Source organism: Novosphingobium naphthalenivorans NBRC 102051 (genome assembly GCF_001590985.1).
In the GTDB taxonomy this organism is placed as follows: Bacteria; Pseudomonadota; Alphaproteobacteria; order Sphingomonadales; family Sphingomonadaceae; genus Novosphingobium; species Novosphingobium naphthalenivorans.
Window position 1 is genome coordinate 25322 of record NZ_BCTX01000002.1, and the last position, 24233, is coordinate 49554.

At 65.0% G+C, this 24233-nt stretch carries 27 protein-coding genes; 14 read left to right on the forward strand and 13 right to left on the reverse strand.

Features of this window, described 5'->3' with window-relative positions:
- Nucleotides 1-9 precede the first annotated feature (9 nt).
- Both NN5_RS01045 and NN5_RS01050 read left to right on the forward strand, forming a co-directional pair.
- Complete coding sequence (locus NN5_RS01045; RefSeq protein WP_084384656.1) at nt 10-912, forward strand: diacylglycerol kinase family protein; 903 nt, start codon at nt 10-12, stop codon at nt 910-912.
- On the forward strand, nt 902-1789 hold the full coding sequence (locus NN5_RS01050; RefSeq protein WP_245656125.1) for a metallophosphoesterase family protein: 888 nt from the start codon (nt 902-904) through the stop codon (nt 1787-1789). Before NN5_RS01045 ends, NN5_RS01050 begins: the two co-directional genes overlap by 11 nt.
- A 227-nt stretch (nt 1790-2016) precedes the next feature.
- Here NN5_RS01050 and NN5_RS01055 read toward each other — a convergent pair whose 3' ends face one another.
- From NN5_RS01055 to NN5_RS01065, 3 genes are all read right to left on the reverse strand, one after another.
- Complete coding sequence (locus NN5_RS01055; RefSeq protein ID WP_067732195.1) at nt 2017-2730, reverse strand: GIN domain-containing protein; 714 nt, start codon at nt 2728-2730, stop codon at nt 2017-2019.
- Nucleotides 2731-2818: 88 nt separating this feature from the next.
- Nucleotides 2819-3385 carry a DUF1700 domain-containing protein gene (locus NN5_RS01060; RefSeq protein WP_067732196.1) on the reverse strand — a complete coding sequence of 189 codons (567 nt, stop codon included), beginning with the start codon at nt 3383-3385 and terminating at the stop codon, nt 2819-2821.
- Nucleotides 3375-3749 (reverse strand): PadR family transcriptional regulator, encoded by a 375-nt coding sequence (locus tag NN5_RS01065; protein WP_067732198.1) that lies wholly within the window; start codon nt 3747-3749, stop codon nt 3375-3377. The genes NN5_RS01060 and NN5_RS01065 overlap by 11 nt, the downstream gene beginning before the upstream one ends.
- A gap of 490 nt (nt 3750-4239) precedes the next feature.
- Between NN5_RS01065 and NN5_RS01070 the strand changes: the two genes are divergently transcribed.
- Nucleotides 4240-4890, forward strand: coding sequence for a hypothetical protein (locus NN5_RS01070; RefSeq protein ID WP_067732200.1), 651 nt, complete (start codon nt 4240-4242; stop codon nt 4888-4890).
- Nucleotides 4891-4996: 106 nt separating this feature from the next.
- Here the strand turns inward: NN5_RS01070 and rpsI are convergent, their stop codons facing one another.
- From rpsI to NN5_RS01090, 4 genes are all read right to left on the reverse strand, one after another.
- On the reverse strand, nt 4997-5509 hold the full coding sequence (gene rpsI, locus NN5_RS01075) for a 30S ribosomal protein S9 (protein WP_067732202.1): 513 nt from the start codon (nt 5507-5509) through the stop codon (nt 4997-4999).
- Complete coding sequence (gene rplM / locus NN5_RS01080) at nt 5509-5988, reverse strand: 50S ribosomal protein L13 (RefSeq protein WP_067732204.1); 480 nt, start codon at nt 5986-5988, stop codon at nt 5509-5511. Before rplM ends, rpsI begins: the two co-directional genes overlap by 1 nt.
- 148 nt (nt 5989-6136) lie before the next feature.
- Complete coding sequence (cutA, locus tag NN5_RS01085; RefSeq protein WP_067732205.1) at nt 6137-6475, reverse strand: divalent-cation tolerance protein CutA; 339 nt, start codon at nt 6473-6475, stop codon at nt 6137-6139.
- Nucleotides 6472-7566, reverse strand: a complete 1095-nt coding sequence (locus NN5_RS01090) for a COX15/CtaA family protein (protein ID WP_067732206.1) — start codon at nt 7564-7566, stop codon at nt 6472-6474. The genes cutA and NN5_RS01090 overlap by 4 nt, the downstream gene beginning before the upstream one ends.
- Before the next feature lie 138 nt (nt 7567-7704).
- On the opposite strand from NN5_RS01090, the gene NN5_RS01095 reads away from it, so the two are divergent.
- The 5 genes from NN5_RS01095 to NN5_RS01115 all read left to right on the forward strand — a co-directional run bounded on the left by NN5_RS01095 (nt 7705) and on the right by NN5_RS01115 (nt 10330).
- Nucleotides 7705-8076: a MerC domain-containing protein gene (locus tag NN5_RS01095; RefSeq protein ID WP_067732207.1), complete on the forward strand. Its 372-nt coding sequence runs from the start codon at nt 7705-7707 to the stop codon at nt 8074-8076.
- Between the two features lie 17 nt (nt 8077-8093).
- On the forward strand, nt 8094-8318 hold the full coding sequence (gene thiS / locus NN5_RS01100; protein ID WP_067732208.1) for a sulfur carrier protein ThiS: 225 nt from the start codon (nt 8094-8096) through the stop codon (nt 8316-8318).
- Nucleotides 8319-8321: 3 nt separating this feature from the next.
- Nucleotides 8322-8711, forward strand: a complete 390-nt coding sequence (locus tag NN5_RS01105) for a hypothetical protein (RefSeq protein WP_157080955.1) — start codon at nt 8322-8324, stop codon at nt 8709-8711.
- Between the two features lie 5 nt (nt 8712-8716).
- Complete coding sequence (locus NN5_RS01110; protein WP_067732299.1) at nt 8717-9499, forward strand: bifunctional sulfur carrier protein/thiazole synthase protein; 783 nt, start codon at nt 8717-8719, stop codon at nt 9497-9499.
- Nucleotides 9500-9802: 303 nt separating this feature from the next.
- The gene (locus tag NN5_RS01115; RefSeq protein WP_067732210.1) at nt 9803-10330 is read left to right on the forward strand and encodes a hypothetical protein; all 528 of its coding nucleotides are present in this window, start codon (nt 9803-9805) and stop codon (nt 10328-10330) included.
- A 290-nt stretch (nt 10331-10620) separates the two neighbouring features.
- Here the strand turns inward: NN5_RS01115 and NN5_RS25570 are convergent, their stop codons facing one another.
- The 4 genes from NN5_RS25570 to NN5_RS01130 form a co-directional block, all read right to left on the reverse strand.
- A complete protein-coding gene (locus tag NN5_RS25570; RefSeq protein ID WP_157080956.1) occupies nt 10621-11139 on the reverse strand; it encodes a hypothetical protein in 519 nt (172 codons plus the stop codon).
- 325 nt (nt 11140-11464) lie between these two features.
- Nucleotides 11465-12433 carry a quinone oxidoreductase family protein gene (locus NN5_RS01120; RefSeq protein ID WP_067732211.1) on the reverse strand — a complete coding sequence of 323 codons (969 nt, stop codon included), beginning with the start codon at nt 12431-12433 and terminating at the stop codon, nt 11465-11467.
- A 56-nt stretch (nt 12434-12489) separates the two neighbouring features.
- Nucleotides 12490-14076, reverse strand: a complete 1587-nt coding sequence (locus NN5_RS01125; protein WP_067732212.1) for an FMN-binding glutamate synthase family protein — start codon at nt 14074-14076, stop codon at nt 12490-12492.
- A 3-nt stretch (nt 14077-14079) separates the two neighbouring features.
- A complete protein-coding gene (locus NN5_RS01130) occupies nt 14080-14778 on the reverse strand; it encodes a dienelactone hydrolase family protein (protein ID WP_067732213.1) in 699 nt (232 codons plus the stop codon).
- A 104-nt stretch (nt 14779-14882) separates the two neighbouring features.
- Here NN5_RS01130 and NN5_RS01135 point away from each other — a divergent pair, with 104 nt between their 5' ends.
- The 6 genes from NN5_RS01135 (at nt 14883) to NN5_RS01160 (ending at nt 21054) form a co-directional block, all read left to right on the forward strand.
- A complete protein-coding gene (locus NN5_RS01135) occupies nt 14883-15149 on the forward strand; it encodes a DUF6489 family protein (RefSeq protein WP_067732214.1) in 267 nt (88 codons plus the stop codon).
- Nucleotides 15150-15206: 57 nt separating this feature from the next.
- Nucleotides 15207-16484 (forward strand): tRNA uridine-5-carboxymethylaminomethyl(34) synthesis GTPase MnmE, encoded by a 1278-nt coding sequence (gene mnmE / locus NN5_RS01140; RefSeq protein WP_067732215.1) that lies wholly within the window; start codon nt 15207-15209, stop codon nt 16482-16484.
- A 322-nt stretch (nt 16485-16806) separates the two neighbouring features.
- Complete coding sequence (gene mnmG / locus NN5_RS01145; RefSeq protein ID WP_067732216.1) at nt 16807-18666, forward strand: tRNA uridine-5-carboxymethylaminomethyl(34) synthesis enzyme MnmG; 1860 nt, start codon at nt 16807-16809, stop codon at nt 18664-18666.
- The gene (rsmG, locus tag NN5_RS01150) at nt 18663-19304 is read left to right on the forward strand and encodes a 16S rRNA (guanine(527)-N(7))-methyltransferase RsmG (RefSeq protein WP_067732217.1); all 642 of its coding nucleotides are present in this window, start codon (nt 18663-18665) and stop codon (nt 19302-19304) included. Before mnmG ends, rsmG begins: the two co-directional genes overlap by 4 nt.
- Nucleotides 19301-20077, forward strand: coding sequence for a ParA family protein (locus tag NN5_RS01155; protein WP_067732218.1), 777 nt, complete (start codon nt 19301-19303; stop codon nt 20075-20077). Before rsmG ends, NN5_RS01155 begins: the two co-directional genes overlap by 4 nt.
- A complete protein-coding gene (locus NN5_RS01160) occupies nt 20074-21054 on the forward strand; it encodes a ParB/RepB/Spo0J family partition protein (RefSeq protein ID WP_067732219.1) in 981 nt (326 codons plus the stop codon). Before NN5_RS01155 ends, NN5_RS01160 begins: the two co-directional genes overlap by 4 nt.
- Nucleotides 21055-21228: 174 nt before the next feature.
- Here the strand turns inward: NN5_RS01160 and NN5_RS01165 are convergent, their stop codons facing one another.
- Nucleotides 21229-23061, reverse strand: coding sequence for an AMP-dependent synthetase/ligase (locus tag NN5_RS01165; protein WP_067732220.1), 1833 nt, complete (start codon nt 23059-23061; stop codon nt 21229-21231).
- Nucleotides 23062-23173: 112 nt separating this feature from the next.
- Nucleotides 23174-24232, reverse strand: coding sequence for a quinone-dependent dihydroorotate dehydrogenase (locus NN5_RS01170; protein ID WP_067732221.1), 1059 nt, complete (start codon nt 24230-24232; stop codon nt 23174-23176).
- Between the last annotated feature and the right edge of the window lies 1 nt (nt 24233).

A 24233-nucleotide genomic window follows, 5' to 3' on the forward strand; every position in this document is an offset into this window, starting at 1 on the left:
CTGCGGCGAATGCCCGGTTTTTCGGATATGGAGAAACCGGAAGAGAACAGCGAAGCGCGGGTCTGGCTGGTCTGCAATGCCGCCAGCGGGAGCAATGACGAAGAGGCCCTGGCCGCAGTGCAGGCGGCGCTGGCCGATGCGGGCTTCACGCTTGGCCGCACCATTGCGTTTCCGGAGGAGGAGTTGCCCGGCCCGGATGATCTGGAGGCGGCGGGCGTGGGCATTCTTGCGGTGTTCACGGGGGATGGTTCGATTCACGCGGCCGTTGCGAATCTCGCCGGATGGCGTGGTGCCGTGCTGGTGCTGCCCGGCGGCACGATGAACATGTTGTCGCGGCGTATGCATGGAGATGCGCAGGCTCCTGAGATCATTGCTCGTCTTGCCGGAAGCCCGTTGCAACGGGTGCGCCCGGCCGTGATCCGCACGCGTCACGGCACGGGACTGACGGGTGTGCTGGCTGGCCCCGGCACGATCTGGAACGAGGTTCGCGAAGCCATGCGCGCTGCCGATGTCCTGGACGTCGTCACCGCCACGCGCGAAGCGATCAGCCATTCCGCCAATGGCCCGAAGGTTGTGTGCGATGAGGTCGACGGGGGGCGCGAGGAAGGCTATGCGGCGATCACTGTGACACCGCATGACGATGGCCTTGAAGCGAACGGCTACTATGCCGAATCGCTCGGCGACTACGCCGGGCAGGGGATCGCCCTGCTCAACCGCAACTTCCGCAACGGGCCGCATGACGCCTTGGGACGGCACGGCCAAGTGCGGCTGGTGTGCCCGGAAGGCGAACCGATGGGCCTGCTGATCGACGGCGAGCCGTTCGATGGCGGGGCCGAGGAACTGTTCGAGCCTGCGCTGTGCGAGGTCGATCTGGTGACGACGATGGATGCAGGGCAGGGCGATGCACGGTAAGGTTTCCGCGATGCCTCATGGTCCGCTCAGGCTGTTCCAGCTCAGTGATATTCACTTCGGAGCGGAAGATGCGCGCGCGCTGACATGGGCGAAAGCGTGCATTGCCCGGGAACAGCCCCATGCGGTCGTGATTACCGGCGATCTGACGATGCGCGCGCGCTATCGCGAATTTCGTGCCGCCTGCGCATGGATCAAGGCGCTCGACGTGCCGGTCACGGTCGAGGTGGGCAATCACGACATTCCCTATTTCAACCTCTACCAGCGCTTTTTCGCGCCTTACGACCGTTTCCGCGCGATCAAGAAACTGGTCGACACCGAGCTGGACCTGCCCGGTCTGGCCATCGTCCCGCTGCGGACGACGACACGGGCGCAATACCAGCGCTTTCCCTGGTCGAACGGCTGGGTGACGGACAAGGCGCTGGCGGAATGCCTTGCCGCGATCGATGCCCACCCGCAGGGCACGCGCATTCTGGTGGCCGCGCACCATCCGCTGACCGAGCGGCGCGAGCGCGATGGCAAGCTGCTGACGATCAACGGCACGCGAACGATGGAAGCCCTGGCCGGGCGCGGGGTCATGGGCGTCCTGTCCGGCCATATTCACGATCCTTTCGATCTGACCGCGCAGACGCCGGCCGGGCCACTGCGCATGATCGGGGCGGGCACGCTGTCGAAGCGCATTCGCTCGACGCCGCCCAGTTTCAACGAGATCGTGATCGATGGGGACGGTCTGCGCGTCGAGGCGCGCAATCTGGAGCATGTGGCAACGGCGGACATGCAGATCCAAGGCGTTCCGGAAAATGCCGAACCGCCGCGCGATCCGGGTGAACCCGTGGCGCCGGTGGGCACCGTGCCGCCCTCTGATCTTCCGGAGCACTGATACCAAGGTTTGATGGGCTTGCCTTATCGGGGCTTGGTTAAGCCCGTGCGGCGCTTGTGCCTTTTCCAAGGCTGATGCGTCGGCATCTCAGAGACTTGGCAGGAGGCAACTCCATCCGTTTTACAAACGAAAAGGCCGCGCCGTCGGGGGGAACGGCGCGGCCTTCGTTGCGGGACCGCCGGGGCAGGGGGCACAGGACCTCCGGCGGCTCTCCTCCCTGAACTGGCTCAGTAGTCGTTGTCGACCGAACCGATGCCGTTGATCTGGCTGCGCAGCGTCTTGGGCTTGCGGACCAGGCTTACATGGCCGGCACCGTTGATTTCGACATCGACAAGGCCGGTGGCGCCGATGGTGACATTGCCAACACCGTCCATGCGCACGGTCGCATCCTCGACAGCCAGTTTTTCGAGATCGATGTTGCTGGCGCCTTCGGTGGTGACGAAAACCTTGCGGACCTTGCCGTTCGCTTCAAGGTTCACGGCGCCTTCCGACTTCAGCGTGAACTGGTCCTGTTGCAGGCCGGTGAGCGTTACGTCACCCGGTGCGTCGAGGTCCAGCCCCGTGATTTCGGGCGCCGTGATCATCACTTTCACGCCGTGGCGCATGTGGACGTTTCCGGGGACCGAAAGGCGGCCGTTCTCCCAGACCAGTCGGTCCACCACCTTGGCGGGGCCGGAGACGGTCATCTCCGCCTTGTCGCCCCGGGTGAAGCTCAGTTCCACGGGGATTTCCATGGCAAGCTGGGCGCCGGGGTCGACGGCGAAGCTGCGGCTCTTGCGGGGGCCTTGATCTTCGTCGTCGTCACCGATGGTCCAGGCCCAGCCGTCACCTTCGGTGAAGCCCTTCTTCAGCTTGTCGCCGCCGACAACCCAGGCCGCGCTGAACGCGACGACCGTCAGGATCACGCCGCTGGCGAATACGATGAGCAGTTTCCTGAACATCTTGTGGTTCCTTTCTTCAGAGCATCGCGCGGAAAAAGTGGGCACCGGTTTTCCGGAAGCCGGCGATGCGGCAGCAAAGATTGTCTGGTCAGTCTTCGGAATGGATGGCCGGTTCGATCACCCGGTAGTGCAGGCGGCCGAACCACATTAGGGCATTGATGATCCAGATGCTGATCAGCGTGAGCAGTGCCCCTGCGGCGACCGACGCGCTCATCGTGCCGAGGCCTGCGAGGATGGCGACCAGCCAGCCGCCGGGAAAGCCGCTGAACGGGCCGGCGATCAGGATGAAGCCACCGGCGATGAAGCAGGCGACAACCGCGACGAACAGGCCGAACACGACGCCGATGATCGGCAGGACGATCGGCAGCAGGATCAGGATATCGATCGTCGCCAGACCCATGAAGGCCAGGATCGCGGCCCAGGCCGAGGACGGCGAACGGTCGCTTTCCCAGTTGCGGAAGCCGGCCTCGAAACGCAGTTCGCGGGCGAGGCGGGCCGGATTGCCGAGGGCAGCGGCGACCTCCTCTTCGCTGCGGCCCTCGGCCATGCCGGCTGCGAAGTGGTCTTCGTAGTCGGCGGCAATCTCGTCGATATCGGCCTGCGGCATGCCCTTGAGGCCCGCTTTCAGGCGCTTGATGAATTCGTTACGCGTCATGGCTGGGTTCCCCTTCCTCATCGGCGTGAGCGGCAGAGGCGGTCATTGCGCCGTCGATCAGGCCGTCGACTGCGGCGGTGAAGCCGCGCCATTCCTCGACCTGGGCGGACAGCCGCGTGCGGCCGGTCTCTGTAATGCGGTAATACTTGCGCGGCGGGCCCGAGGGGGATTCCTCAAGGTATGTCGTCACAAGGCCTTCGGACTGCATTCGGCGCATGAGCGGGTAGATCGTCCCTTCACCCATATCGACCGCGTCAGCCATGCGGCTGGCGATCTCGTAGGCGTAGCTGTCACCGCGTGACAGCAGGGCGAGCACGCACAGGCCGAGCACCCCTTTCTTCAACTGGATTTCGATTTCGGACATCGAATCAACTCCTGTGGATGTGGCCTGTATATAGACAGGTAGTGTTCAATGCAAGGTACTAGTCAAAGAGAGATAGAATGGTGATGACAGGTAGCGGTTAAAGCATGGTATCGTGCTGTGTGTACTGGTGTATAAAGTATGAAAATACAAAGGGTTGGTAAGGGTTTCCGCGTCCGGGTCATGACTGCAACGGCGCGGTGTAGGGCCTGTTCGAAGCGCTCTGGTCGGCCCGTGAGGCGAGGAACGCCGGGTTGCAGATTCGCCGCAAGGGGGCGGGGCAGGGGCGATTCGCGGATGCCATCAGGAGCGTTTTCCTGCGCGGGCCTGCATCCGGAAGGGGCAGGCCATGATCTGCACGATCACTGCAGAGGTGAGGGGGGCGGTATCCGGCGGCGTCTGCTTCTTATCATCCGGATGGGGAACCGGTCTTGTCGTGAAGGGTGGAACGATGCGCCGACGCCTAATTGTTTGTGGTCTTGCCCTGCAGGGTATGCCGTTTGCGGCCCACGCAGCGGAAACGAAGGCCCTGCGGGCCAATGCCGCGCTGCTCATGCCGGCAACGCTGGAATGGTCGATGTCGGATCGGACGTCGGTCGATCATGCCAAATCCAAGGACCTGGTGACGGACGACGATGATGCCGGACTGGGCGTGGAGTTTCTGTCCCTGCGATCGAACCTGATGTCAGGCGCAATGCTTGGCCCGGAGCGCATGAAAATGCATGTGCGCGAACTGCGGATCGGGGGATGGCACGATCTCGGTGCGGATGCTGTCCTGAGATTTCATGCTTTGGCCGGGATGACGAGCCGGTTCGACCGTGAATCCCCGGTTTCCACACGCAAGACCCGGAGCAGCAACGTGGCCCTGGAAGCGGCCGTCGAAAATGCTGGAGGCTGGCAGCTCAGGGGCGGATGGTTCGCGCAGGGCGGCTGGGGCGGGCATTCGCTTGCCGGCGATGCGGCGCGGATGGCGAACGGAGAGCCGGCAGCCGCCAAGGGGGTGCGTTTCGCACTGCAGATGCCGTCCGCCAAGGACGGGCCGGCAGTGAGCATCGAGGCGGTGAGTGGGACCAAGGCGGTCGCCGGCGGCGAGCCGCTGGCTCATCGCGGCGAAATTTCCCTGAAACTCGCAACCGCGTTCTGAGCAGAGCCCCGCGCACGAGCCAGTCGAGCGCCGGACAAGCGGGCACAACGAAAAAGGGCCGCGGTTTCCCGCGACCCCTTTCGGTAGCCGTAGCTCTGCGAAACGCTTAGCGCTTCGAGAACTGGAAGCTGCGGCGGGCCTTGGCGCGGCCGTACTTCTTGCGCTCGACCACGCGGCTGTCGCGGGTGAGGAAGCCAGCGGCCTTGACGGCGGCGCGCAGGGCGGGCTCGTACTTGGCGAGAGCCTGCGAGATGCCGTGCTTCACGGCGCCGGCCTGACCCGACAGACCACCGCCCTTGACAGTAGCGACGACGTCGTACTGCTCTTCACGGCCGCCAACCACGAAGGGCTGGTTGATCACGAGGCGCAGGGTCGGGCGGGCGAAGTAGACTTCCTGGTCGCGGCCATTGACGGTGACCTTGCCGGTGCCCGGCTTGATCCACACGCGGGCCACGGCGTCCTTGCGGCGGCCGGTGGCGTAGGCGCGGCCCTGGGCGTCGAGCTCCTGCTCGCGCAGCGGCGCGTTGGAAACGGGAGCGGCGGTGACGGTTTCGTCAGCCACGGCGCCGGCGATGTCCGCGAGATCGGACAGGCTGGAGACGGTATCGGTGTCGGACATTACGCGCCCACCTTGTTCTTGCGGTTCATGGAAGCGACGTCGAGCGGCTGCGGCTGGGTGCCGCCGTGCGGGTGCTCGGTGCCGCCATAGACGTGCAGCGCGCGCATCTGGGCGCGGCCGAGCGGACCACGGGGGATCATGCGCTCAACGGCCTTTTCCAGGACGCGTTCGGGGAAGCGGCCGGCGAGAACCTTGTCTGCGGTCACTTCCTTGATGCCGCCGGCATAGCCGGTGTGCTTGTAGTAGGTCTGCTGCTTGAGCTTGTTGCCGGTGAACTTCACCTTGTCGGCGTTGATCACGACGACGTGATCGCCGCAATCGACGTGCGGGGTGAAGCTCGGCTTGTGCTTGCCGCGCAGCAGGTCGGCGACGATGACCGCGAGGCGGCCAACCACCAGACCTTCGGCATCGATCAGATGCCACTTCTTTTCCACCTCGGCCGGCTTGATCGACCGGGTGACCTTCGTGAGCGCCTTCATGGCTGGTCTATCCCTATGTTTCGTGCGCACGCCGGTGAGAATCGCATGAAGCCACGAATCCTCCGCCGCGCGGGAAGGCGGCCAATTCGTCGAAATGCGCCGCTAAGTCAAGCAGACTGCGGGATTGCAGAGAGGTAAAATAATACCGTCAAGATTTCGGCGCTATGCCCGCCAGCCATGCCAGGGTGCCCGGCGGCGCGGTATCGCAATGCCAGCCGAGCACGGCCGGCTCGTCATAGGGATGCAGGTCGGCGAGCCGCAAAACGGCGCGGTCGAGCAGGTCCGCGTGGGTTTTCAGCAGTGCGCCGGTTTCGCGGGCGGTGTCCTTTTCGCCGTTCCACACGAAGACCGATGTCATGCCCGGCAGCACGTTGCCGCAGGCGATCAGGCCTTCGTCGAGTAAGGCATGAATGGCGGCCAGCGCTGCGTCCTCATCGGGGAAAGGGCACCAGATCAGCGCCGCGCCCTTGCTGGCGGGGTTGCTCACGGCGCGCTCAAGGCGTTCACCGGATCGCGGCGCCCCAGCGCATGGGCCCCCCAAACGGTGGCCGCCACCAGCAGGGCGCCGCACAGTTGGTGCGACACGGCCAGCCACAGCGCGACGCCGGACCATATGGTGGAAATGCCAAGGATCACTTGCGTGCCGAAAGCGCAGTGAATTGCCATCGAGGCCAGGCGCTGGCGCCGGGCCCGCAGGCGGCGGCCCATGGCCACCAGCACCGCGACCACGACCCAGGCCCACCAGCGGTGGATGAAATGGGTGAGATAGGGATCGCTGAACAAGGCGTGCCCGAGCCCGGCGCTCCAGTCGACACCTTCGGGGAACAGCCGGCCCTGCATCAGCGGCCAGGCATCGAGGCTGAACCAACCGGCGCCGGCCACGTATCCGGCGCGGAGCCCTGCCACCATGGCGCCCATGAATAGCTGGAAGAACAGCGCGGCCAGTGCCATCGCGGCAAAACCCGTCATCCGTGCCGGCGGTTCGCCGCGGCCGAGGGCCCTGAGGTCCAGCGCGGTCCAGACAAGGCCGCCCAGCGTGGTGAGGGCCACCAGCAGGTGCGCGGCGAGGCGGAAATGGCTGACACGGTCGGCCGCTTCGGGCGTCAGGCCGGAAGAGACCATCCACCAGCCCACTGCGCCCTGCAGTCCGCCGAGCGCCAGCAGGGCGAGCAGGCGCGGCTTGTAGCCGAGCGGGATCGTGCGCTTGTACCAGAACCACGCCAGCGGCAGCGCGAAGGCGAGGCCGATCAGGCGTGCCAGCAGGCGGTGAGTCCACTCCCAGAAATAGATGAACTTGTACTGCGTCAGCGTCATCCCGGCCGGGCCGTTGATGTCGAGGTACTGCGGGATCTTCTTGTAGCCCGCGAACTCGGCTTGCCACTGCGCGTCGGTCAACGGCGGGATCGCGCCGGTGATCGGTTTCCATTGGGTGATCGACAGGCCCGATTCGGTGAGCCGGGTGATGCCGCCGACGGCAACGATCAGGACAACCAGCGTCGCGACGAAAAGCAGCCATCGCACCATGGGCGCAATATCGTCGGAAGTACCGATCAGGGGGCGACCGTCCGGAACTCTCATGCTTTTTTGACTTTCATGGTCCTATTTCCTGCGATTTCCCGGCGCGTTACGCAAGAGGGAGCGGTGCAAGGCATTTCGGGGCGTAGGGATGCGGGACGGCTCTTGATTGATGATACAACATAACATACATGGCCTCACATGCGCAGAACACTCCTATCGATTCGAGACCGGCTGGACGGTGCGGGGATCATCCTGAGCGGGCTTTGTGCAGTGCATTGCCTGCTCGGTGCCGTGCTCGTGGGTGTCCTGGGACTGGGCGGGGGTGCTCTGCTTTCTCCTGCCATTCATCGGGTCGGGCTGGTTCTGGCGCTTGTGGTCGGCCTTGTCTCGCTCGGTTTCGGTGTGATGCGCCATGGCCGCGTCGGACCGTTGGTGCTGGGCGGCATCGGGCTGGCATTGATGGCGACGGCGATCATGGTCGGACACGGTTTGCCCGAAGCGGTGCTGACCGTGATGGGCGTGTCGCTGGTGGCTTTCGCGCACATTCGGAACTTGCACGCCGCCTGCTGAGCGCTATCTGCGGTGGCATGGCACTGGAAACTTCTGGCGAACTCCTGCTCACCGTCAATGGCGAACCGCGCCGGATCGCATCCGGTGCGACCATTGCGGACCTTGTTTCCAGTCTAGGCCTTGATCCGCAAAAGGTTGCGGTCGAACACAATGCCGAAATCGCGCCCCGGTCCCTGCTGACCGGAATTGCGCTGTCCGATGGCGACGTGCTGGAAATCGTCCACTTCGTCGGGGGAGGCTGAATCGTGGTGAAGGCCTACAATTGCCGGGCGGAAGGCCCCGCGGAAGAACTCGGCCGGGTTGACCTGGCAGGCGCGCTGGCGCTGGTCGATACGCATTGGGCCTTTGCCGACGAAGACTTCGAGACCGAGGACGAGGCGGTGGAGAAGACCATGTTCGGCTTCTACCGCGACGACGAGGACTTCATCGAGATCGAGATCGTTTCGTCCAGCTTCGTCACCGTGCGTCACGAGCCGGAGCGCGACGGCTTCATCGGCCAGATCTTCGGCCGCCGCGAATGGCTGATTCACTTGCACGCGCGCGAGGAACTGGACGCCATCGTGAAGGCCTATTTCACCAGTACCCAAGCGGGCTTCGAGGCCATGCAGAGCTATCCCAACGAGGCAATACAATGAACGAGATGACCAAGATCGGCGCCGATACCTGGACTGTCGCCGGACGGACTTTCACTTCGCGCCTGATCGTGGGGACCGGCAAGTACAAGGACTTCGCGCAGAATGCGGCGGCCGTCGAAGCCTCGGGCGCGGAAATCGTCACGGTGGCGGTGCGCCGGGTCAATATTTCCGATCCCAAGGCGCCGATGCTGACCGACTTCATCGACCCGAAGAAGATCACCTACCTGCCCAACACCGCCGGCTGCTTCACCGCCGACGAGGCGATCCGCACGCTGCGCCTGGCGCGCGAGGCGGGTGGCTGGGATCTCGTGAAGCTGGAAGTGCTGGGCGAGGCGCGCACGCTCTATCCGGACATGCGCGAGACGCTGAAGGCCTGCGAAGTGCTGGCCAAGGAAGGTTTCGCGCCGATGGTCTATTGCGTGGACGATCCGATCGCGGCCAAGCAGCTTGAGGAAGCGGGCGCAGTGGCGATCATGCCGCTGGGCGCGCCGATCGGTTCGGGCCTTGGTATCCAGAACAAGGTGACGGTGCGCCTGATCGTCGAGGGAGCCAATGTGCCGGTGCTGGTCGACGCCGGTGTCGGCACGGCGTCCGATGCGGCCGTGGCGATGGAACTGGGCTGCGACGGTGTGCTGATGAACACCGCGATTGCCGAAGCGAAGGACCCGCTTCGCATGGCCCGCGCGATGAAGCTTGCCGTCGAGGGCGGGCGCGATGCCTATCTGGCCGGCCGCATGGCGACGCGGCGTTACGCCGATCCGTCGAGCCCGCTGGCCGGCCTGATCTGAGCCGGATTCGCTGCCGTTCCCGATTGGTAAAGGGTCTGGTGATGATTATTACCGGGCCCGTTTCCGCAGTACGGGGTCCTTGCGCGATTTCTGTAAAGGAATTGTGCGAGTGAACATCCCTGCAGTGTCCGGAACCTGCGAATTACAGTAGTTAATGGAAGTATTTCCAATTGCTTACCGCGGTGCTCGTATACAAACCTTTGCATAGTTAATGACTTTGTAACTCCCCGGATGGTTAACTGTGATTCGAAAAGAGGGGTGTCCTTCGAGTCACAGCTAGGACGGTCACGGGGGTTTAGGACCATGGCTTATGCGGGAACAGCAACGCTGACGATCAGTGAACTGCGCGAATTCGCCAGCTTCACGGCTTGCGAACAGCGCTACATCCGTCGCAGTCTCGACATCGGGCTCGGCCGTCAGGACGCTTTCAAGCTCTGGGCCCGCGACGATGAGGAAATTTCGTCGATCCGCGGCCAGTATATTGCCTATCAGGATCTCAAGGTGCTGCGTTCGATGCGGCCCGACGACATCGGCTTCGATGATATCGAGGCGTTCATGGGCAAGCTGGTGCGCATGGCCGCGTTCGATCTGGCGCAGGACAAGCTCAGCAGCTTTTCCGCCTTCCGCTTCCTTTACGAGCGTCTGCTGGGGGCCTGGGTGCGTCCCTGGCTGCCGGGCGCCTTCTGCGGGGCCGCCGCGCTGCCGCAGATCCGGCCCGACCGGCGCAAGAAGCTGCTCCACTCGATCAGCGAAGCGGCCGCCACGGCGCCGGGCTGGTCGGAGCGCGAGCCGAGCTTCTATCCCGAATTCATCGAGAAGGAAGCGGCCTGATAACTTCGCAAAGTTTGCCCACATGGGCGCGGCGAAGTCTTGTGAAATTTGATCTGGCTTCAAACCAGGAACGGGGGACGCGCCGGTGATGACCGGCGCGTTTCGCGTTTTTGGGGCTGACGATGCGAAGGAGCCTGCCGAGCATGACAGGCCGCGGCCGGATAGGAAAGACCCGCGCGAGCGGGCAAATCCGGTCTGAATGATCGTCTGCTTCTGGGACGGATATGTAGGCCGTCGAATGGCTGAAAAGCCGGGGTTAGCGGACGCTTAGCGACCATCTCATTCTGACCTCAATGCTCCGATTGCCAATTGGCCATTGCTTCTTTGAACTGCGGTGATGCACGCAGCCGGGTCAAATAAGTGATTGGTCGCCGACTATAAAATGGCAATTTAATGTTACTAAAAGACCCTCGCATCCCACAGTATCGAGCATAGCATCCTGAGTTGTCTTCATCGTTTAGTCGCAACTGGTTACCTTCACGCCGAATTGACAAGACACATCGCCCATAACTTGGAAGGTCACGCGATTTCAAATCATGATAAACCAACTGATCGCCTGCTGCAGTTGCTATTCCCCACAACGAGCAAGAGTGTCCATTGGTCCATTCAGTGTGCACCCGAACGTAGGCAGCATTGGCACTAACAGGCACAATTTCAACGATATTCTCGCTGAGGTACTGTTCGCCGTCGGACAGTGCATTTGGGAATGATTTAGAATAGCGCCCGGAAAGAGACGTCACCGGATCGACCATTATGGTGCCGCCACCGAGTGCGAGCAAAAGCAAGGCAATGCCGAGTTTCTTGATCAAGTGGAACTCCCTGCCATTCAGGTGCTTCAACTATGCGCGTCGACGTGGGTGACACAATGTCGGCCGGTCCGGAACGGCAGATGCCAGATTAAAATCTTGAAAAGCAGCCCTTCGACTTAATCATTTACCGTGATGGGAAGCGGATCGGCTGGGCCGGGCGCTGGCAATGCTGGGGGCAGCCGCCTGTCCTTACTTCGTCATCCCCGCACAGGCGGGGATCCAGTTCCGGCGCTGGCGTTGCAAGGCGAAGTGGGAGCTGGATTCCCGCCTGCGCGGGGATGACGAAGGTTGGAAACGACAGAAAAGCCGGCGTCCGTGCCTCTCGTCAGGGCAGCAACACGGTCGAGCCGGTGGTTTCCCGGTTCTCCAGCGCCCGGTGCGCCTGTTCCGCCTCTTCCAGACGCCAGGTCTGGCCGATGCGGGGCGTCAGGACGCCACTGGCGACGCGGTCGAACAGTTTCGCGGCATTGGTGGCCAGCATTTCGGGCGTGGCGATGTAATCGGCGAGGTTGGGGCGGGTGACGTAGAGCGAGCCGCCGCGCATCAGGTCGAGCAGGGAAACCGGCGGCACCGCGCCCGAAGCATTGCCGTAGCTCACCATCATGCCCCGGCGGCGCAGGCAGGCGAGCGAGGCCTGCCAGGAGGCCGCGCCCACTCCGTCATAGACCACGTGGCACAGGGCGCCGCCGGTGATCGCGCGGACCTGTTCGGGCAAATCCTGGAAATCGCATGACAGAGAGTGCTGCGCCGGGACTTGCGCGGCCTTTTCCGGCGATCCTGCATGGGCAATCACTGTCACCCCCTTGTCGCGCAGCCAAGGCACCAGCAGCGAGCCGACGCCGCCCGCTGCCGCATGGACCAGCGCGACATGCCCGGCGCTGGCGGGAAAGGTATCCTCGGCGAGGTAGCAGGCCGTCAGCCCCTTGAGCATGACAGCGGCGGCGATTTCGGGCGCGACGCCCTCAGGAATGCGCATCGCCTCGTTCGCGGGGATCAGCCGGTGCGAGGTATAGGCGCCGCCGTTCCGCGTCGTGCCGACCCGGTCGCCCACGGCAAAGGTGCCGGCGCCTTCGCCGAGCGCCACGATCCGCCCGACGCTTTCCGAGCCCAGCGTGATCGGCAGGGCATCGGGATAGAGGCCCTTGCGGAAATAGGTATCGATGAAATTGAGCCCGACCGCTTCGGTCTCGATCAGCACTTCGCCCGGACCGGGGGCCGGGACTGCGAAGTCCTCGCGCTCGATCGCTTCGGGTCCGCCGTGGGACCTGACGATCATGCGGTATCCCTGAGTCATGGCGGCGGTCTTTCTTCTCGGGAGCGGGGTTGCAGGGTGCAGGGGAGTGTGGGGGTTCAGAGCACGCGGCGGAAGGTATCGGCGCGCGCGACGTTCCAGGCATGGGCATATTGCGTCGAGCCGGGATCGGCCAGCAACTGGCCCGGCTTGAGGAAGTGATAGACCTCGTCGAGCGGCCCGGCCTTGGCGCTGTTGATGCGCTGGTACGTGTCGTGCTGGGTCAGGTCCCACGGGCTGTCGTAGCCCATGGCGACGACGATCTCGCGCAGGGCCCGCAGCGTTTCCTTCTGGAACCGGGCCACGCGCTCGGCCTTGTCGTCGACCACGAGGCCTTTCTGGCGCCAGGGCACCTGGGTGGCGATGCCGGTGGGGCATTCGCCGGTATGGCACTTCATCGACTGGACGCAGCCCAGCGAGAACATGAAGGCGCGCGCGGCATTGCACCAGTCGGCACCGAGCGCGAAGGCGCGGGCCATGCCGGCGCCCGAATGGATCTTGCCCGAGGCACCGAGCCGGATGCGATCCTTGAGATTGGCACCGACAAGGGCGTTGCGCATCAGGATCAGCCCTTCGCGCAGCGGCATTCCGACATTGTCGGTCAGCTCCTGCGGTGCGGCGCCAGTGCCGCCTTCGGCGCCGTCGACGACGATGAAGTCCGGCGTAATGCCGGTTTCGAGCATGGCCTTGACGATCGCCATGACTTCATGCGGCTGGCCGACGCAGAGCTTGAAGCCGGCCGGCTTGCCGCCCGACAGCTCGCGCAGCTGCGCAACCCATTCGAGCAGCCCGATCGGGGTGGAGAAAGTCGAGTGGGCAGGGGGAGAGATGCAGCTTTCCCCGATATCGACCTTGCGCGCTTCGGCGATCTCGGGAGTCACTTTGGCGCCGGGCAGCATCCCGCCGTGGCCGGGCTTGGCGCCCTGGCTCAGCTTGATCTCGACCATCTTCACCTGGTCGTCCTGCGCCTGCTCGGCGAAGAGGTCCGGGTTGAAGCGGCCGTCCTTGTGACGGCAGCCGAAGTAGCCGCTGCCCAGTTCCCAGATCAGGTCGCCGCCGTGCTTGCGGTGATAGCGGCTGATCGATCCCTCGCCGGTGTCGTGCGCGAAACCGCCGAGCGCGGCGCCCTTGTTCAGCGCCTCGATGGCATTGGCCGAGAGCGAGCCGAAGCTCATCGCCGAGATATTGAGCAGGGCGGTGTCGTAAGGCTTGGTGCAATCACTGCCGCCCACGCGCACGTGCCAGGTCTCGGGCGCTTCCTCGTTCGGGGCGATCGAATGGCCCAGCCACTCGTACTCGTCCGAATAGACGTCGAGCTCGGTGCCCATCGGGTGGGTGGAGATGTCGCCCTTGGCGCGGGCGTAGACCAGGCTGCGCTCGTCGATCGTGAAGGGGCGGCCTTCGCGGTCGCTTTCGACGATATAGGCGCGCAGATAGGGGCGCAGGTCCTCGAACAGCCATCGCATACGGGCGATCAGCGGATAGTTGCGCCTGAGGGCGTGGCGGCCCTGCAGGAAGTCCCAGAGTGTCAGCAGCAGCACCGGGACGAGGATAACCAGCGCCCAGCGCAGCGGAGGAACCAGCCAGCAGGCGGCCGTGATCGCCACGACCGCCAGCGGCACGGCATAGCGCGGTGCCATGGCCATGGGTTAGCCGATGTGCTCCGCGAAGAAGGCTTCGGTTCGGCTGTCCGCCAGCGCAGCGCCAGCCTCGTCACGGCGCGATCCGATCTCGGCGGCGAAGCCGTGGTCGAGCCCTTCGTAATCATGGAGCGTCACGCGCGGATGATCGTCGAGCCCTTCGTGCATGGCCTTCTGCGCTTCGGGCGGGACGAAGCCGTCGGCGGTCGGCACGTGAAGCATCAGCGGCCGGGCGATGGCGTGCTTCTCGTTCAGCATCTGGTCGATCGCCACGCCGTAATAGCCCACCGAGGCATCGATATCGGTGCGGGCGGCGACCATGTAGGCGACCTTGCCGCCCATGCAGTACCCGACGAAGCCGACCTTCGGCACGCCCTGTTCGCGCCGGATCCAGTGGATCACGGCTTCCAGATCGCGAATGCCCAGATCGAAATCGTGCTTCATCATGAAGGCGATGGCCTGCTGGAATTCCTCCGGCTTGTCGGCATCGAGTTCCACGCCGGGCTGCTGGCGCCAGAAGGAATCCGGGGCGACGGCGAGATAGCCCCTGGCGGCCCAGCCGTCGGCCTTCTTGCGGATGCCGGCATCGACGCCGAAGATTTCCTGCTGGACGATGATCGCGCCGCGCGGAGTGCCTTCGGGCCTGGCGACATAGGCCGGGATCATGCCGTCACCGTCGAGCGTGGGGATTTCGGTGTTGGTGGCCATTGAGTCTCTCCTGCAATCCGGTTTGTGCAAGTGTTAGGCTCTTGCAATGGACTTTGTGAAGCGCATGTGTCAGCAAGGACGAAGAAATCCAAGGGGAGGCCCCGATGAAGGTCAATGTCGAGGTTGAATGTTCGCCTGAGGAAGCCCGCCGCTTTCTGGGGCTGCCCGATGTGACCAAGGCCAACGAGGTCTATGTCGACGCGCTGACCAGTGCGATGCAGGGGGCGGGCAGCTTCGACCAGCTTCAGGAACTGACCAAGCAGATCGCGCCGATGGGCGAGTTCGGGCTGAAGATGTTCCAGAAGTTTCTCGAAAGCGGCGTGGCCATGGCCATGAGCGGGGCGTCTTCGGGCAAGACCAAGAAGGACTGAAGTCGCCCGTCTGGCGGGTTGCCGAAGGCGCCCGCCGGGTGAACAGTTGTTAGCGATATGGCCGATACGATCTTCGCGCTTTCGAGCGGTTCGCCGCCTGCGGCCATCGCTGTCGTCCGGGTGAGCGGGCCTCAGGCTGGCGCGGCCTTGGCGGCGCTGGCGGGCGGTTTGCCGAAGCCGCGTATGGCGAGCTATCGCACCTTGCGTGTTTCACGTGGAACAGTGCTCGATCAGGCGCTCGTGCTGTGGTTTCCGGGCTCCCGCACCGCCACGGGCGAGGATCTTGCCGAACTGCACTTGCACGGGGGCAGGGCGGTCGTCGCCGCAGTGGAAGCGGCGTTGGCGGATATGCCGGGACTGCGCCGTGCCGAGCCGGGCGAATTCACCCGGCGCGCTTTCGCCCATGGACGCATCGATCTGGCCGAAGCCGAAGGGCTGGCCGATCTCCTCTCGGCGGAGACCGAGCTGCAGCGCCGCTCCGCGATTGCGATGGCGGGCGGGGCATTTTCACGGCAGGTCGAGGGGTGGCGCGAGCGGGTGCTTATGGCCTCCGCGCAAGTGGAAGCCGTGCTCGATTTCGGCGACGAGGACGATGTGGCCGAGCTGCCTTCGGACTTTGCCGAAAGGCTTGCGGGTCTTGCTACCGAGCTTTCGGACTGGCTCGCCCGCCCGCGGGCCGAGGCGCTGAAGGAGGGGTTCCGGGTCGTGCTTGCCGGACCGCCCAATGCCGGCAAGAGCACGCTGTTCAATGCGCTGGTCGAGGACGAGGCGGCCATCACGGCGCCGCTCGCCGGAACGACTCGCGATGTGCTCACCCGGGCGGTGGCGATCGGCGGTGTGCCTTTCGTGTTTGCGGATACCGCCGGTCTGCGCGACGAGTCCGGGGACGAGATCGAGGTCATCGGCATTGCCCGCGCGCGCGCCGCGCTGGACCGGGCCGACCTGGTGCTGTGGCTCGGCCCCGAGGGGGAGGGGCCGGCCGGATGCTGGGAGATCGCGGCCCAGTGCGATCGCGAGGAAGGGGCGGCCAAGACCAGCCCTCGCCACAGCGTGTCGGCGGTGACGGGAGAGGGGCTCGACGGCTTGCGGCGCGACCTTGTCAACGTGGCGGCGAGGGCCATGCCCCGGCCGGGCGACGCCGCGCTCAACCAGCGCCAGCACGCGCTGCTCGCACAAGCGCAGGCCGCGCTGCGCGATGCCTTGCGTGAGAGCGATCCCCTGTTGGTCGCGGAGGCGCTGCGTCTGGTGCGCGTGGCGTTCGATGCGCTGATCGGACGGGCGACGACTGAAGACATGCTCGATGCTTTGTTCGGGCGGTTCTGCATTGGCAAGTGATCGGACGAGGGCAGAAGGCAAGGCCCCTGTCGAGCGAAGTCGAGACACGGATAGCGCAGGTCTGGCGTGTCTCGACTTCGCTCGACACGAACGGGAGCTAATCACCTGAATCGGAAGTTCGCATCCCAATTCCCCGTCATCCCCGCGAAGGCGGGGATCCCGCTTCTGGCAGTATAGCGTAAGGGAAAGAGCAGCGGGGCGCCCCCGGCTTTCACGGGGGGAGGAATTCCATTTCACCACTCTGGCGTCTGGTTCGAAGAGTTTCACGTGAAACACGCGAAGCGGCTTTGACGCGAATCCTGCTCTGGAGTATGCGCGCGTCATGCATTCCTTCGATGTGATCGTGATCGGCGGCGGCCATGCCGGCTGCGAGGCGGCGGCCGTGGCTGCGCGCATGGGCGCGCGCGTGGCGCTCGTCAGCTTCGATCTGGACGCTGTCGGGGCGATGAGTTGCAATCCGGCGATCGGCGGTCTCGGCAAGGGGCACCTCGTGCGCGAGGTCGATGCCTTCGACGGCCTGATCGCGCGGGCAGCCGATGCTGCCGCGATCCACTACCGGATGCTTAACCGCTCCAAGGGCAGCGCCGTGCAGGGGCCGCGCGTGCAGGCCGACCGCAAGCTGTTCAAGGCGGCGATCCACCGGCTGCTGAAAGAGCAGGGTGACCTGACACTGGTGGCGGGCGAGGCTGCGGCGCTGGTGTTCGAAGGGGGCAGGGCGGCGGGTATCGATCTCGCCGACGGCACGCGTCTCCTGGCCCGCGCGGTCGTGCTTTGCACCGGCACCTTTCTGGGCGGGACCTTGTTCCGCGGCGAGGAGCGTCTCACCGGTGGTCGCATCGGCGAAGCCTCGGCCCAGAAACTGGCGGCGCAGATGCGCGAGGCAGACTTGCCGATGGCCCGGCTCAAGACGGGCACGCCGCCGCGTCTCGATGGCCGCACGATCGACTGGGCGCGCCTCGACGAGCAGCCGTCCGATCCGGAAGACTGGACGATGTCGGCCATGGGGCAGGCCGGAGGGTTGGGCCGAGCGAACCCGCAGGTGTTCTGCGCGATCACCCGCACCAACCCGCGCAGTCATGACGTCATCCGGGCCAACCTCCATCGCTCGCCCCTGTTCTCGGGCGCGATCGGGGCGCAAGGGCCGCGCTATTGCCCCTCGATCGAGGACAAGATTCACCGCTTCGCGGACCGCGACGGCCACCAGATTTTCCTGGAACCGGAAGGGCTGAGCACGCACCTCGTCTATCCCAATGGCGTGAGCACTTCGCTGCCCGCCGATGTGCAGCTGGAAATGCTGCGCACGATGGAAGGTCTGGAGACGGTCGAGATGGTCGTGGCGGGCTATGCCGTCGAATACGACCACATCGATCCGCGCGCCTTGCGCACCAGTCTGGAGCTGCGCGAGATCCCGGGGCTCTATTGTGCCGGGCAGATCAATGGCACGACTGGCTATGAAGAGGCGGCCGCGCAAGGGCTGGTCGCGGGCATGAATGCTGCGGCGGCGGCCCTCGGGCGCGAGGCGGCCGCATTGGACCGGGCCAACAGCTACATGGCGGTGATGATCGACGACCTCACCTTGCACGGGGTGAGCGAGCCCTACCGGATGCTTACCGCCCGGGCCGAATACCGTCTGCGCCTCAGGGCCAATAATGCCACGACGCGGCTGACCCCTCTGGCGATAGCGGCAGGTGCCATGGGGCCGGAGCGCATGGCCTGGTTCGAACAGCGCGAGGGCGCCAAGGCTGCCCTTGGCGCTGCTTTCGACACGCCGGTGCCGGCTGTCGAACTGGCCGCCGCCGGCCTGCCGGTGCGGACCGACATCGGACGCCTGCCTGTCCGCGAGTGGCTGCGCTTCGGCGGTGTCGATCTCGATGCGCTTTCGCACTGGATCGATCCGGCGCTGCTGGAGGACGCGGGACTGGTGGACGAGATGGTGGAGGATGCTGCCTATGCGCCTTACCTTGACCGGCAGGAGCGCGAGCTGCGCGACTTGCGGGCGAGCGAGGCGCTGCCGCTCGGCGACCACTTCCCTTACGAACGCATCCCCGGCCTCTCGCGCGAGATGGTCGAGCGGCTGACGAAGGCGCGTCCCGCCACGCTGGCCGCGGCCGGACGGATACCCGGCATCACCCCTGCGGCGCTCGCGGCGCTGCTGGTCCATGCCCGGCGGGAGGCTGCATGATCGAGACCGAAGAGCAGGCGCGGGCATGGCTCGCGCAATTGCCGGAGTGCGATGCGGAGGCGCTCGAACGGCTGGAGCTGCTGTGCGCGCTGCTGGCCGAGGAAAACCAGCGTCAGAACCTCGTCTCGGCCGCGAGCCTCGATCAGGTCTGGTTGCGGCACATCGTCGATAGCGCCCAACTCCTGCCGCATGTTCCACGTGAAACATCGAGCCCTTGGCTGGACCTTGGCACGGGTGCGGGCTTTCCCGGACTGGTGATTGCCGCGCTGCGGCCGGAGTGCGAAGTGCTGATGGTCGAATCGCGCAAGCGGCGAATCGAATGGCTCGACCGGGCGCGAATCGCCATGGGACTGGAGCGGGCCCAGGTGATCGGCCAGCGCCTCGAAATGGTCGAAACCCGTCAGGTCTCCGTCATATCCGCACGCGCTTTTGCCCCTTTGGAGAAGTTACTCGCCTTATCCGCGCGATTTTCCACAAGTGACACGGTATGGCTGTTGCCCAAAGGGCGCTCCGCACAGCAAGAATTGGATGACCTTCGCAAGTGGCGGCATATGTTTCACGTGGAACAGTCGCTCACCGACCCGCAAGCAGGCATAATTGTCGGCACGCTCGCCGGCAGGAAGGACAAGGCCAAGTGATCCGCATTGCCATCGCCAACCAGAAAGGCGGCGTCGGAAAGACCACGACGGCGATCAACGTCTCGACCGCGCTGGCCGCGACCGGGTGGAAGACGTTGATGATCGACCTCGATCCGCAGGGCAACGCCTCGACCGGCATCGGCATTTCGGCGTCCGAACGCGAGGCCTCGTCCTACGACGTGCTGGTGGATCGCACGCCGGTCATGGACTGTGTCATGCCCACCAGCATTCCGGGTCTCGATCTGCTTCCAGCGACGGTCGATCTGTCGGGGGCAGAAGTCGAGCTGGTCAATGTCGATGACCGGGCCCATCGTCTCCAGAAGGCGCTGGGTGCTGATCTCGGTTACGACGTCTGCCTGATCGATTGCCCGCCCTCGCTCGGCCTGCTCACGCTCAATGCCCTGACGGCTGCCGATACCCTGCTGGTGCCGCTGCAGTGCGAGTTCTTCGCGCTCGAAGGCCTGAGCCAGCTCTTGCAGACGGTCGACCGGGTGCAGCAGCGCTTCAATCCCGATCTCGGGATTATCGGTATCGCGCTCACCATGTTCGACCGGCGCAACCGCCTGACCGATCAGGTTTCCGAAGATGTGCGCTCGTGCCTTGGGCAGCTCGTCTTCGAAACCACCATCCCGCGCAATGTGCGCCTGTCCGAAGCGCCCAGCCATGGCGTGCCCGCGCTGATCTACGATCACGCCTGCGCTGGCAGCCGCGCCTATATGGCGCTGGCGCGCGAACTGATCACCCGACTGCCCGAGAAGAGGAAAGCGGCATGAGCGACGATCCGATTGTCCGTATCAGCGTCCCGCCGGCGCAAGCGCCTGCCATGGCCAAGAAGCCCAAGGGGTTGGGCCGCGGACTGGGGGCCCTGCTGGGCGAATCGCGGCGCGAAGAGCCGGTGGCGCCCTCGGGCAGCGACAACGAAGGGCGCACGGCCGCTCCGCCGCGGGCAGGGGGGCTGGCGGTGCTCGCCATTGCCGACATCACGCCGCACCCCGATCAGCCGCGCCGCATCTTCGAGGAATCCGCGCTTGAGGAACTGGCGGCTTCGATCGCCCAGCGTGGTGTGATCCAGCCGATCATCGTGCGGCCCATGGACAATGGGCGCTATCAGCTCGTTGCGGGCGAACGCCGCTGGCGCGCCGCGCAAAAGGCGCAGCTGCATGAAATCCCCGCGCTGGTGCGCGATCTCACCGAGCGCGAAGTCATGGCTTTGGCGCTGATCGAAAACCTCCAGCGCGAGGATCTCAATCCGATCGAAGAGGCGCGTGCGTACAATCGCCTTGCGGAACTGGAAAGCATGACCCAGGCCGAGATCGCCCGCATGGTCGACAAGAGCCGCAGCCATGTCGCCAATTTCCAGCGCCTGCTGGCCTTGCCCGATGGCGTGATTGCGCTCGTCGAAAAGGGCGATCTGTCGATGGGCCATGCCCGTGCGCTGATCGGCTGCGACGATGCCGAGGAAATCGCCGAAGCGGCGGTGGCCAAGCAGATGTCGGTGCGCGAGGTCGAAAAGCATGTGCGCAAGAAGCTGCGCGGGGACGCCGCGCCGCGCCGCGCCGCCCGCGCCGCCCGCAATGCCGCAGACGATGCCGATATCGCGGCCGTGCAGGGGCACCTTGAGGAGTTCCTCGGGCTTCCGGTGAAGATCAGCGCCGATGCCGACCCCAAATCGGGTTCGGTGACGATTCGCTATTCGACGCTCGATCAGCTCGACCTGATCTGCCAGCGTCTGACGGGCGGTGCGATCTGACGAGGTTTCGTTCGTTATAGTTGCGGAGGTCGGCGCAAGCTCACGCTCCGCTCATCCTGAGCTTGTCGAAGGATGCTGGCGTGCGTTTGTGGTCCAACACCCTTCGACAAGCTCAGGGTGAGCGGGGCTGGAGCCTGAATTGCCATTGGCGCGGCCGGAGCGCCTGTTTCCGGGTCATCCCTTGTACAGCGCATCCAGCCGTTCGCCGTAGCGTGCCTTGAGCTTGTGGCGCCGGATCTTCAGGCTCGGCGTCATTTCCTCGTTCTCGATCGAAAAGGGCTCGTCCGCAAACGCGAACTGGCGGACCTTTTCGATGATGGAAAGGTCCGCATTGACGCGGTCGATGGCGCTGCGCAGGGCCGTGCGAAATGCGGGCAGTGCCTGCAAGGCCTTGAAATCGAAGAGTTCGTCGTTCTCGTTGGCCCATTGCAGGGCCCACTCGGCATCGGGGACGAGCAGACCCACGACATAAGGGCGGCGGTCGCCATGGACCATGGCCTGGGCGATTTCCGGCTGCAGGGTCAGCATCGATTCGACCTTCTGCGGGGAGATGTTGTCGCCCTTGTCGTTGACGATCATGTCCTTCTTGCGGTCGGTTATGAGAATCCGGCCCTTGTCGTCGATGTGGCCGATGTCGCCGGTGTGGAGCCAGGGCTCGCTTCCCGGCGCATCGGAGGGATCGCATATCAGGACGTTCGCAGTGGCCGCCTCGTTCTGCCAGTAGCCATGCATCACCAGTTCGCCGCGCACGAGGATTTCGCCATCCTCGGCAATGCGGGCCTCGACGCCGTGCATGGGCGGGCCGACCGTGTCGAACTTGATGCCGGCCGACGGGCGGTTGCAGCTGATGATTGGCCCGGATTCGGTCTGGCCGTAGCCTTGCAGCAGGGTGAGGCCCATGGCGCTGAAAAACGATCCGATTTCGGGATTGAGCGGGGCCCCGCCCGAAACCATCGCCTTGATCCGGCCGCCGAACCGGGCGCGGACTTTGGGCCGCAGGGTATGATCGAGCAGCAGGCCGAGCGGATAGTCAGTCAGGCGCCGTTGGCCGTGTTCCTTGCGCATGGCGCTGGAGACGGCCCAGTCCATCAGGTGGCGGGGGATCGATCCCTGCTTTTCGATCTGCTTCATGATCCGCGTGCGCAGCACTTCGAACAGGCGCGGCACGACGACCATGATCGTGGGGCGCACTTCCTCGATATTGGAGGCCAGCTTGTCGAGCCCCTCCGAATAATAGATCTGCGCGCCGAGACCGATCGGGAAGAACTGGCCGCCGGTGTGTTCATAGGCGTGGCTGAGCGGCAGGAACGAGAGGAAGGTCTCGTGTTCGTCCCACCCGAAATCGTGGGCGATGATTTCGGCAGCACCCGCGATGTTCATCAGCAACATGCCGTGGTGCTGGCGCACGCCGCGCGGGGCGCCGCCGGTGCCGCTGGTGTAGATGATGCAGGCAAGATCGTCGCGCCCGATGTCGACCAGCCGGGCTTCCGTTTCCGCGCGGGCCTGAACCGGATCACCCTCGATCAGCGCATCCCAGGCATATGTGTCGAATACGCCGCCCTGTTGCAGCGCGAGCGGCTCCATGCCGATCACGTGGCGGCACATGTCGGTCTGCACGATCGCCGGGAGCAGGGTCTTGGCCAGCTTGCCGGTGGAAACGATGGCGGCCCTTGCGCCCGAGTTTTCCAGGATATGGATGTGATCGCGCGTGGTATTGGTGGTGTAGGTGGGCACGCTCACGCAGCCTGCGGCCATGATCGCAAGGTCCGCAAGGCACCATTCGGGCCGGTTTTCCGAGACGATCAGCACCCGGTCCCCCGGTTGCAGGCCGATCCGGCGCAGCGAGGCGGCCATCAGGCAGACCCGCCGTACCGCTTCCGCCCAGCTCAGCGAGACCCACTGGCCATCGCGCTTGGCCCACAGCATCGGTGTGTCGCCGCGCGTATCGGCCCGCTGGAGAAACAGCGAGACGAGGTTCCTGCTCTTGTCGAAATCCGCGAGGTTCATGATGCCCCGACACTCTCCCCAGTACTTCATCGGCCCCTATTCGAAGACCGATGTTACAGGCGAACGTCTAGGGGTGGGAGAGGGTTGCGGCAACTGTGGTTGAAAAGTGCCGTTATTCCGTGCCCACGGCTTCCGCGATCGACGTAAAGCCGTCGCGCTTCATCAGTCCGGCCAGCCCCTTGCAGATCGTGCGGGCGATCGTCGGGCCTTCATAGACCATGGCGCTGTAGAGCTGGACGAGGCTGGCGCCCGCGCGGATGCGCGCCCAGGCGTCCTCGGCCGTGGCAATCCCGCCGACGCCGACGAGCGGCAGGGCGCCGCCAGTGGCCTTGCGGAAGTCGCGCAGGCGCTGCTGGGCAAGGTCGCGAAGCGGGGCGCCCGAAAGGCCACCAGTCTCTCCGGCATGGGCCGACGCGAGCGGCGGGCGCGAGATCGTGGTGTTGGAGACGATCAGCGCACCCAACTGCTTTTCGATGGCGATGCGGGCGATGGCGTCGATGTCGGCCGGTTCGAGATCGGGCGCGACTTTGAGGAACACCGGCGGACGCTGTCCGGCATCGCAGACCGAATCGCGCGCTTCGATGACGGCATCGAGCAGCCCGGTGAGGGCCGATTCATCCTGCAGGGCGCGCAGGCCCGGTGTGTTGGGGCTGGAGATGTTGACGGCCAGATAGCTGCCGAGCGGCGCCATGAGCCGGGCCATGATCGCATAGTCGGCAACGCGGTCGGCCGAATCCTTGTTGGCGCCGATGTTGATTCCGACCACGCCCGGCCGGCCGGCGCGGGCCTCCAGCCGGTCGACCGCGGCCTGTGCGCCGCCGTTGTTGAAGCCCATGCGGTTGATTACCGCGCGGTCCTCGACGAGGCGGAACAGACGCGGCTTCGGATTGCCGGCTTGCGGCAGCGGCGTGATCGAGCCGACTTCGGCAAATCCGAAGCCCAGCCCAAGCAGGGCATCGGGCACCTCGCCGTCCTTGTCGAAGCCGGCCGCCATCCCCACCGGATTGGGAAAGGAAATTCCGGCGACTTGCGTGGCCAGGCACGCCGGAACGGCCGGCGCGCGTGCGGGCGCGGTGAACTTGAGCGAGGCGATGGCGAGGCCGTGGGCCTTTTCGGCATCGATTCGGAACAGGGCGGGGCGGAGAAGGGAATAGAACACGGGAACGCGCATA

Bases quoted from the DNA above. Each gene is read 5' to 3' on its own strand.
- NN5_RS01045 (WP_084384656.1), top strand. From the start codon at position 10: ATGCCCGGTTTTTCGGATATGGAGAAACCGGAAGAGAACAGCGAAGCG.
- NN5_RS01050 (WP_245656125.1), top strand. From the start codon at position 902: ATGCACGGTAAGGTTTCCGCGATGCCTCATGGTCCGCTCAGGCTGTTC.
- NN5_RS01055 (WP_067732195.1), bottom strand. From the start codon at position 2,730: ATGTTCAGGAAACTGCTCATCGTATTCGCCAGCGGCGTGATCCTGACG.
- NN5_RS01060 (WP_067732196.1), bottom strand. From the start codon at position 3,385: ATGACGCGTAACGAATTCATCAAGCGCCTGAAAGCGGGCCTCAAGGGC.
- NN5_RS01065 (WP_067732198.1), bottom strand. From the start codon at position 3,749: ATGTCCGAAATCGAAATCCAGTTGAAGAAAGGGGTGCTCGGCCTGTGC.
- NN5_RS01070 (WP_067732200.1), top strand. From the start codon at position 4,240: ATGCCGTTTGCGGCCCACGCAGCGGAAACGAAGGCCCTGCGGGCCAAT.
- rpsI (WP_067732202.1), bottom strand. From the start codon at position 5,509: ATGTCCGACACCGATACCGTCTCCAGCCTGTCCGATCTCGCGGACATC.
- rplM (WP_067732204.1), bottom strand. From the start codon at position 5,988: ATGAAGGCGCTCACGAAGGTCACCCGGTCGATCAAGCCGGCCGAGGTG.
- NN5_RS01090 (WP_067732206.1), bottom strand. From the start codon at position 7,566: ATGAGAGTTCCGGACGGTCGCCCCCTGATCGGTACTTCCGACGATATT.
- NN5_RS01095 (WP_067732207.1), top strand. From the start codon at position 7,705: ATGCGCAGAACACTCCTATCGATTCGAGACCGGCTGGACGGTGCGGGG.
- thiS (WP_067732208.1), top strand. From the start codon at position 8,094: ATGGCACTGGAAACTTCTGGCGAACTCCTGCTCACCGTCAATGGCGAA.
- NN5_RS01110 (WP_067732299.1), top strand. From the start codon at position 8,717: ATGACCAAGATCGGCGCCGATACCTGGACTGTCGCCGGACGGACTTTC.
- NN5_RS01115 (WP_067732210.1), top strand. From the start codon at position 9,803: ATGGCTTATGCGGGAACAGCAACGCTGACGATCAGTGAACTGCGCGAA.
- NN5_RS01120 (WP_067732211.1), bottom strand. From the start codon at position 12,433: ATGACTCAGGGATACCGCATGATCGTCAGGTCCCACGGCGGACCCGAA.
- NN5_RS01125 (WP_067732212.1), bottom strand. From the start codon at position 14,076: ATGGCCATGGCACCGCGCTATGCCGTGCCGCTGGCGGTCGTGGCGATC.
- NN5_RS01130 (WP_067732213.1), bottom strand. From the start codon at position 14,778: ATGGCCACCAACACCGAAATCCCCACGCTCGACGGTGACGGCATGATC.
- NN5_RS01135 (WP_067732214.1), top strand. From the start codon at position 14,883: ATGAAGGTCAATGTCGAGGTTGAATGTTCGCCTGAGGAAGCCCGCCGC.
- mnmE (WP_067732215.1), top strand. From the start codon at position 15,207: ATGGCCGATACGATCTTCGCGCTTTCGAGCGGTTCGCCGCCTGCGGCC.
- mnmG (WP_067732216.1), top strand. From the start codon at position 16,807: ATGCATTCCTTCGATGTGATCGTGATCGGCGGCGGCCATGCCGGCTGC.
- rsmG (WP_067732217.1), top strand. From the start codon at position 18,663: ATGATCGAGACCGAAGAGCAGGCGCGGGCATGGCTCGCGCAATTGCCG.
- NN5_RS01160 (WP_067732219.1), top strand. From the start codon at position 20,074: ATGAGCGACGATCCGATTGTCCGTATCAGCGTCCCGCCGGCGCAAGCG.
- NN5_RS01165 (WP_067732220.1), bottom strand. From the start codon at position 23,061: ATGAACCTCGCGGATTTCGACAAGAGCAGGAACCTCGTCTCGCTGTTT.
- NN5_RS01170 (WP_067732221.1), bottom strand. From the start codon at position 24,232: ATGCGCGTTCCCGTGTTCTATTCCCTTCTCCGCCCCGCCCTGTTCCGA.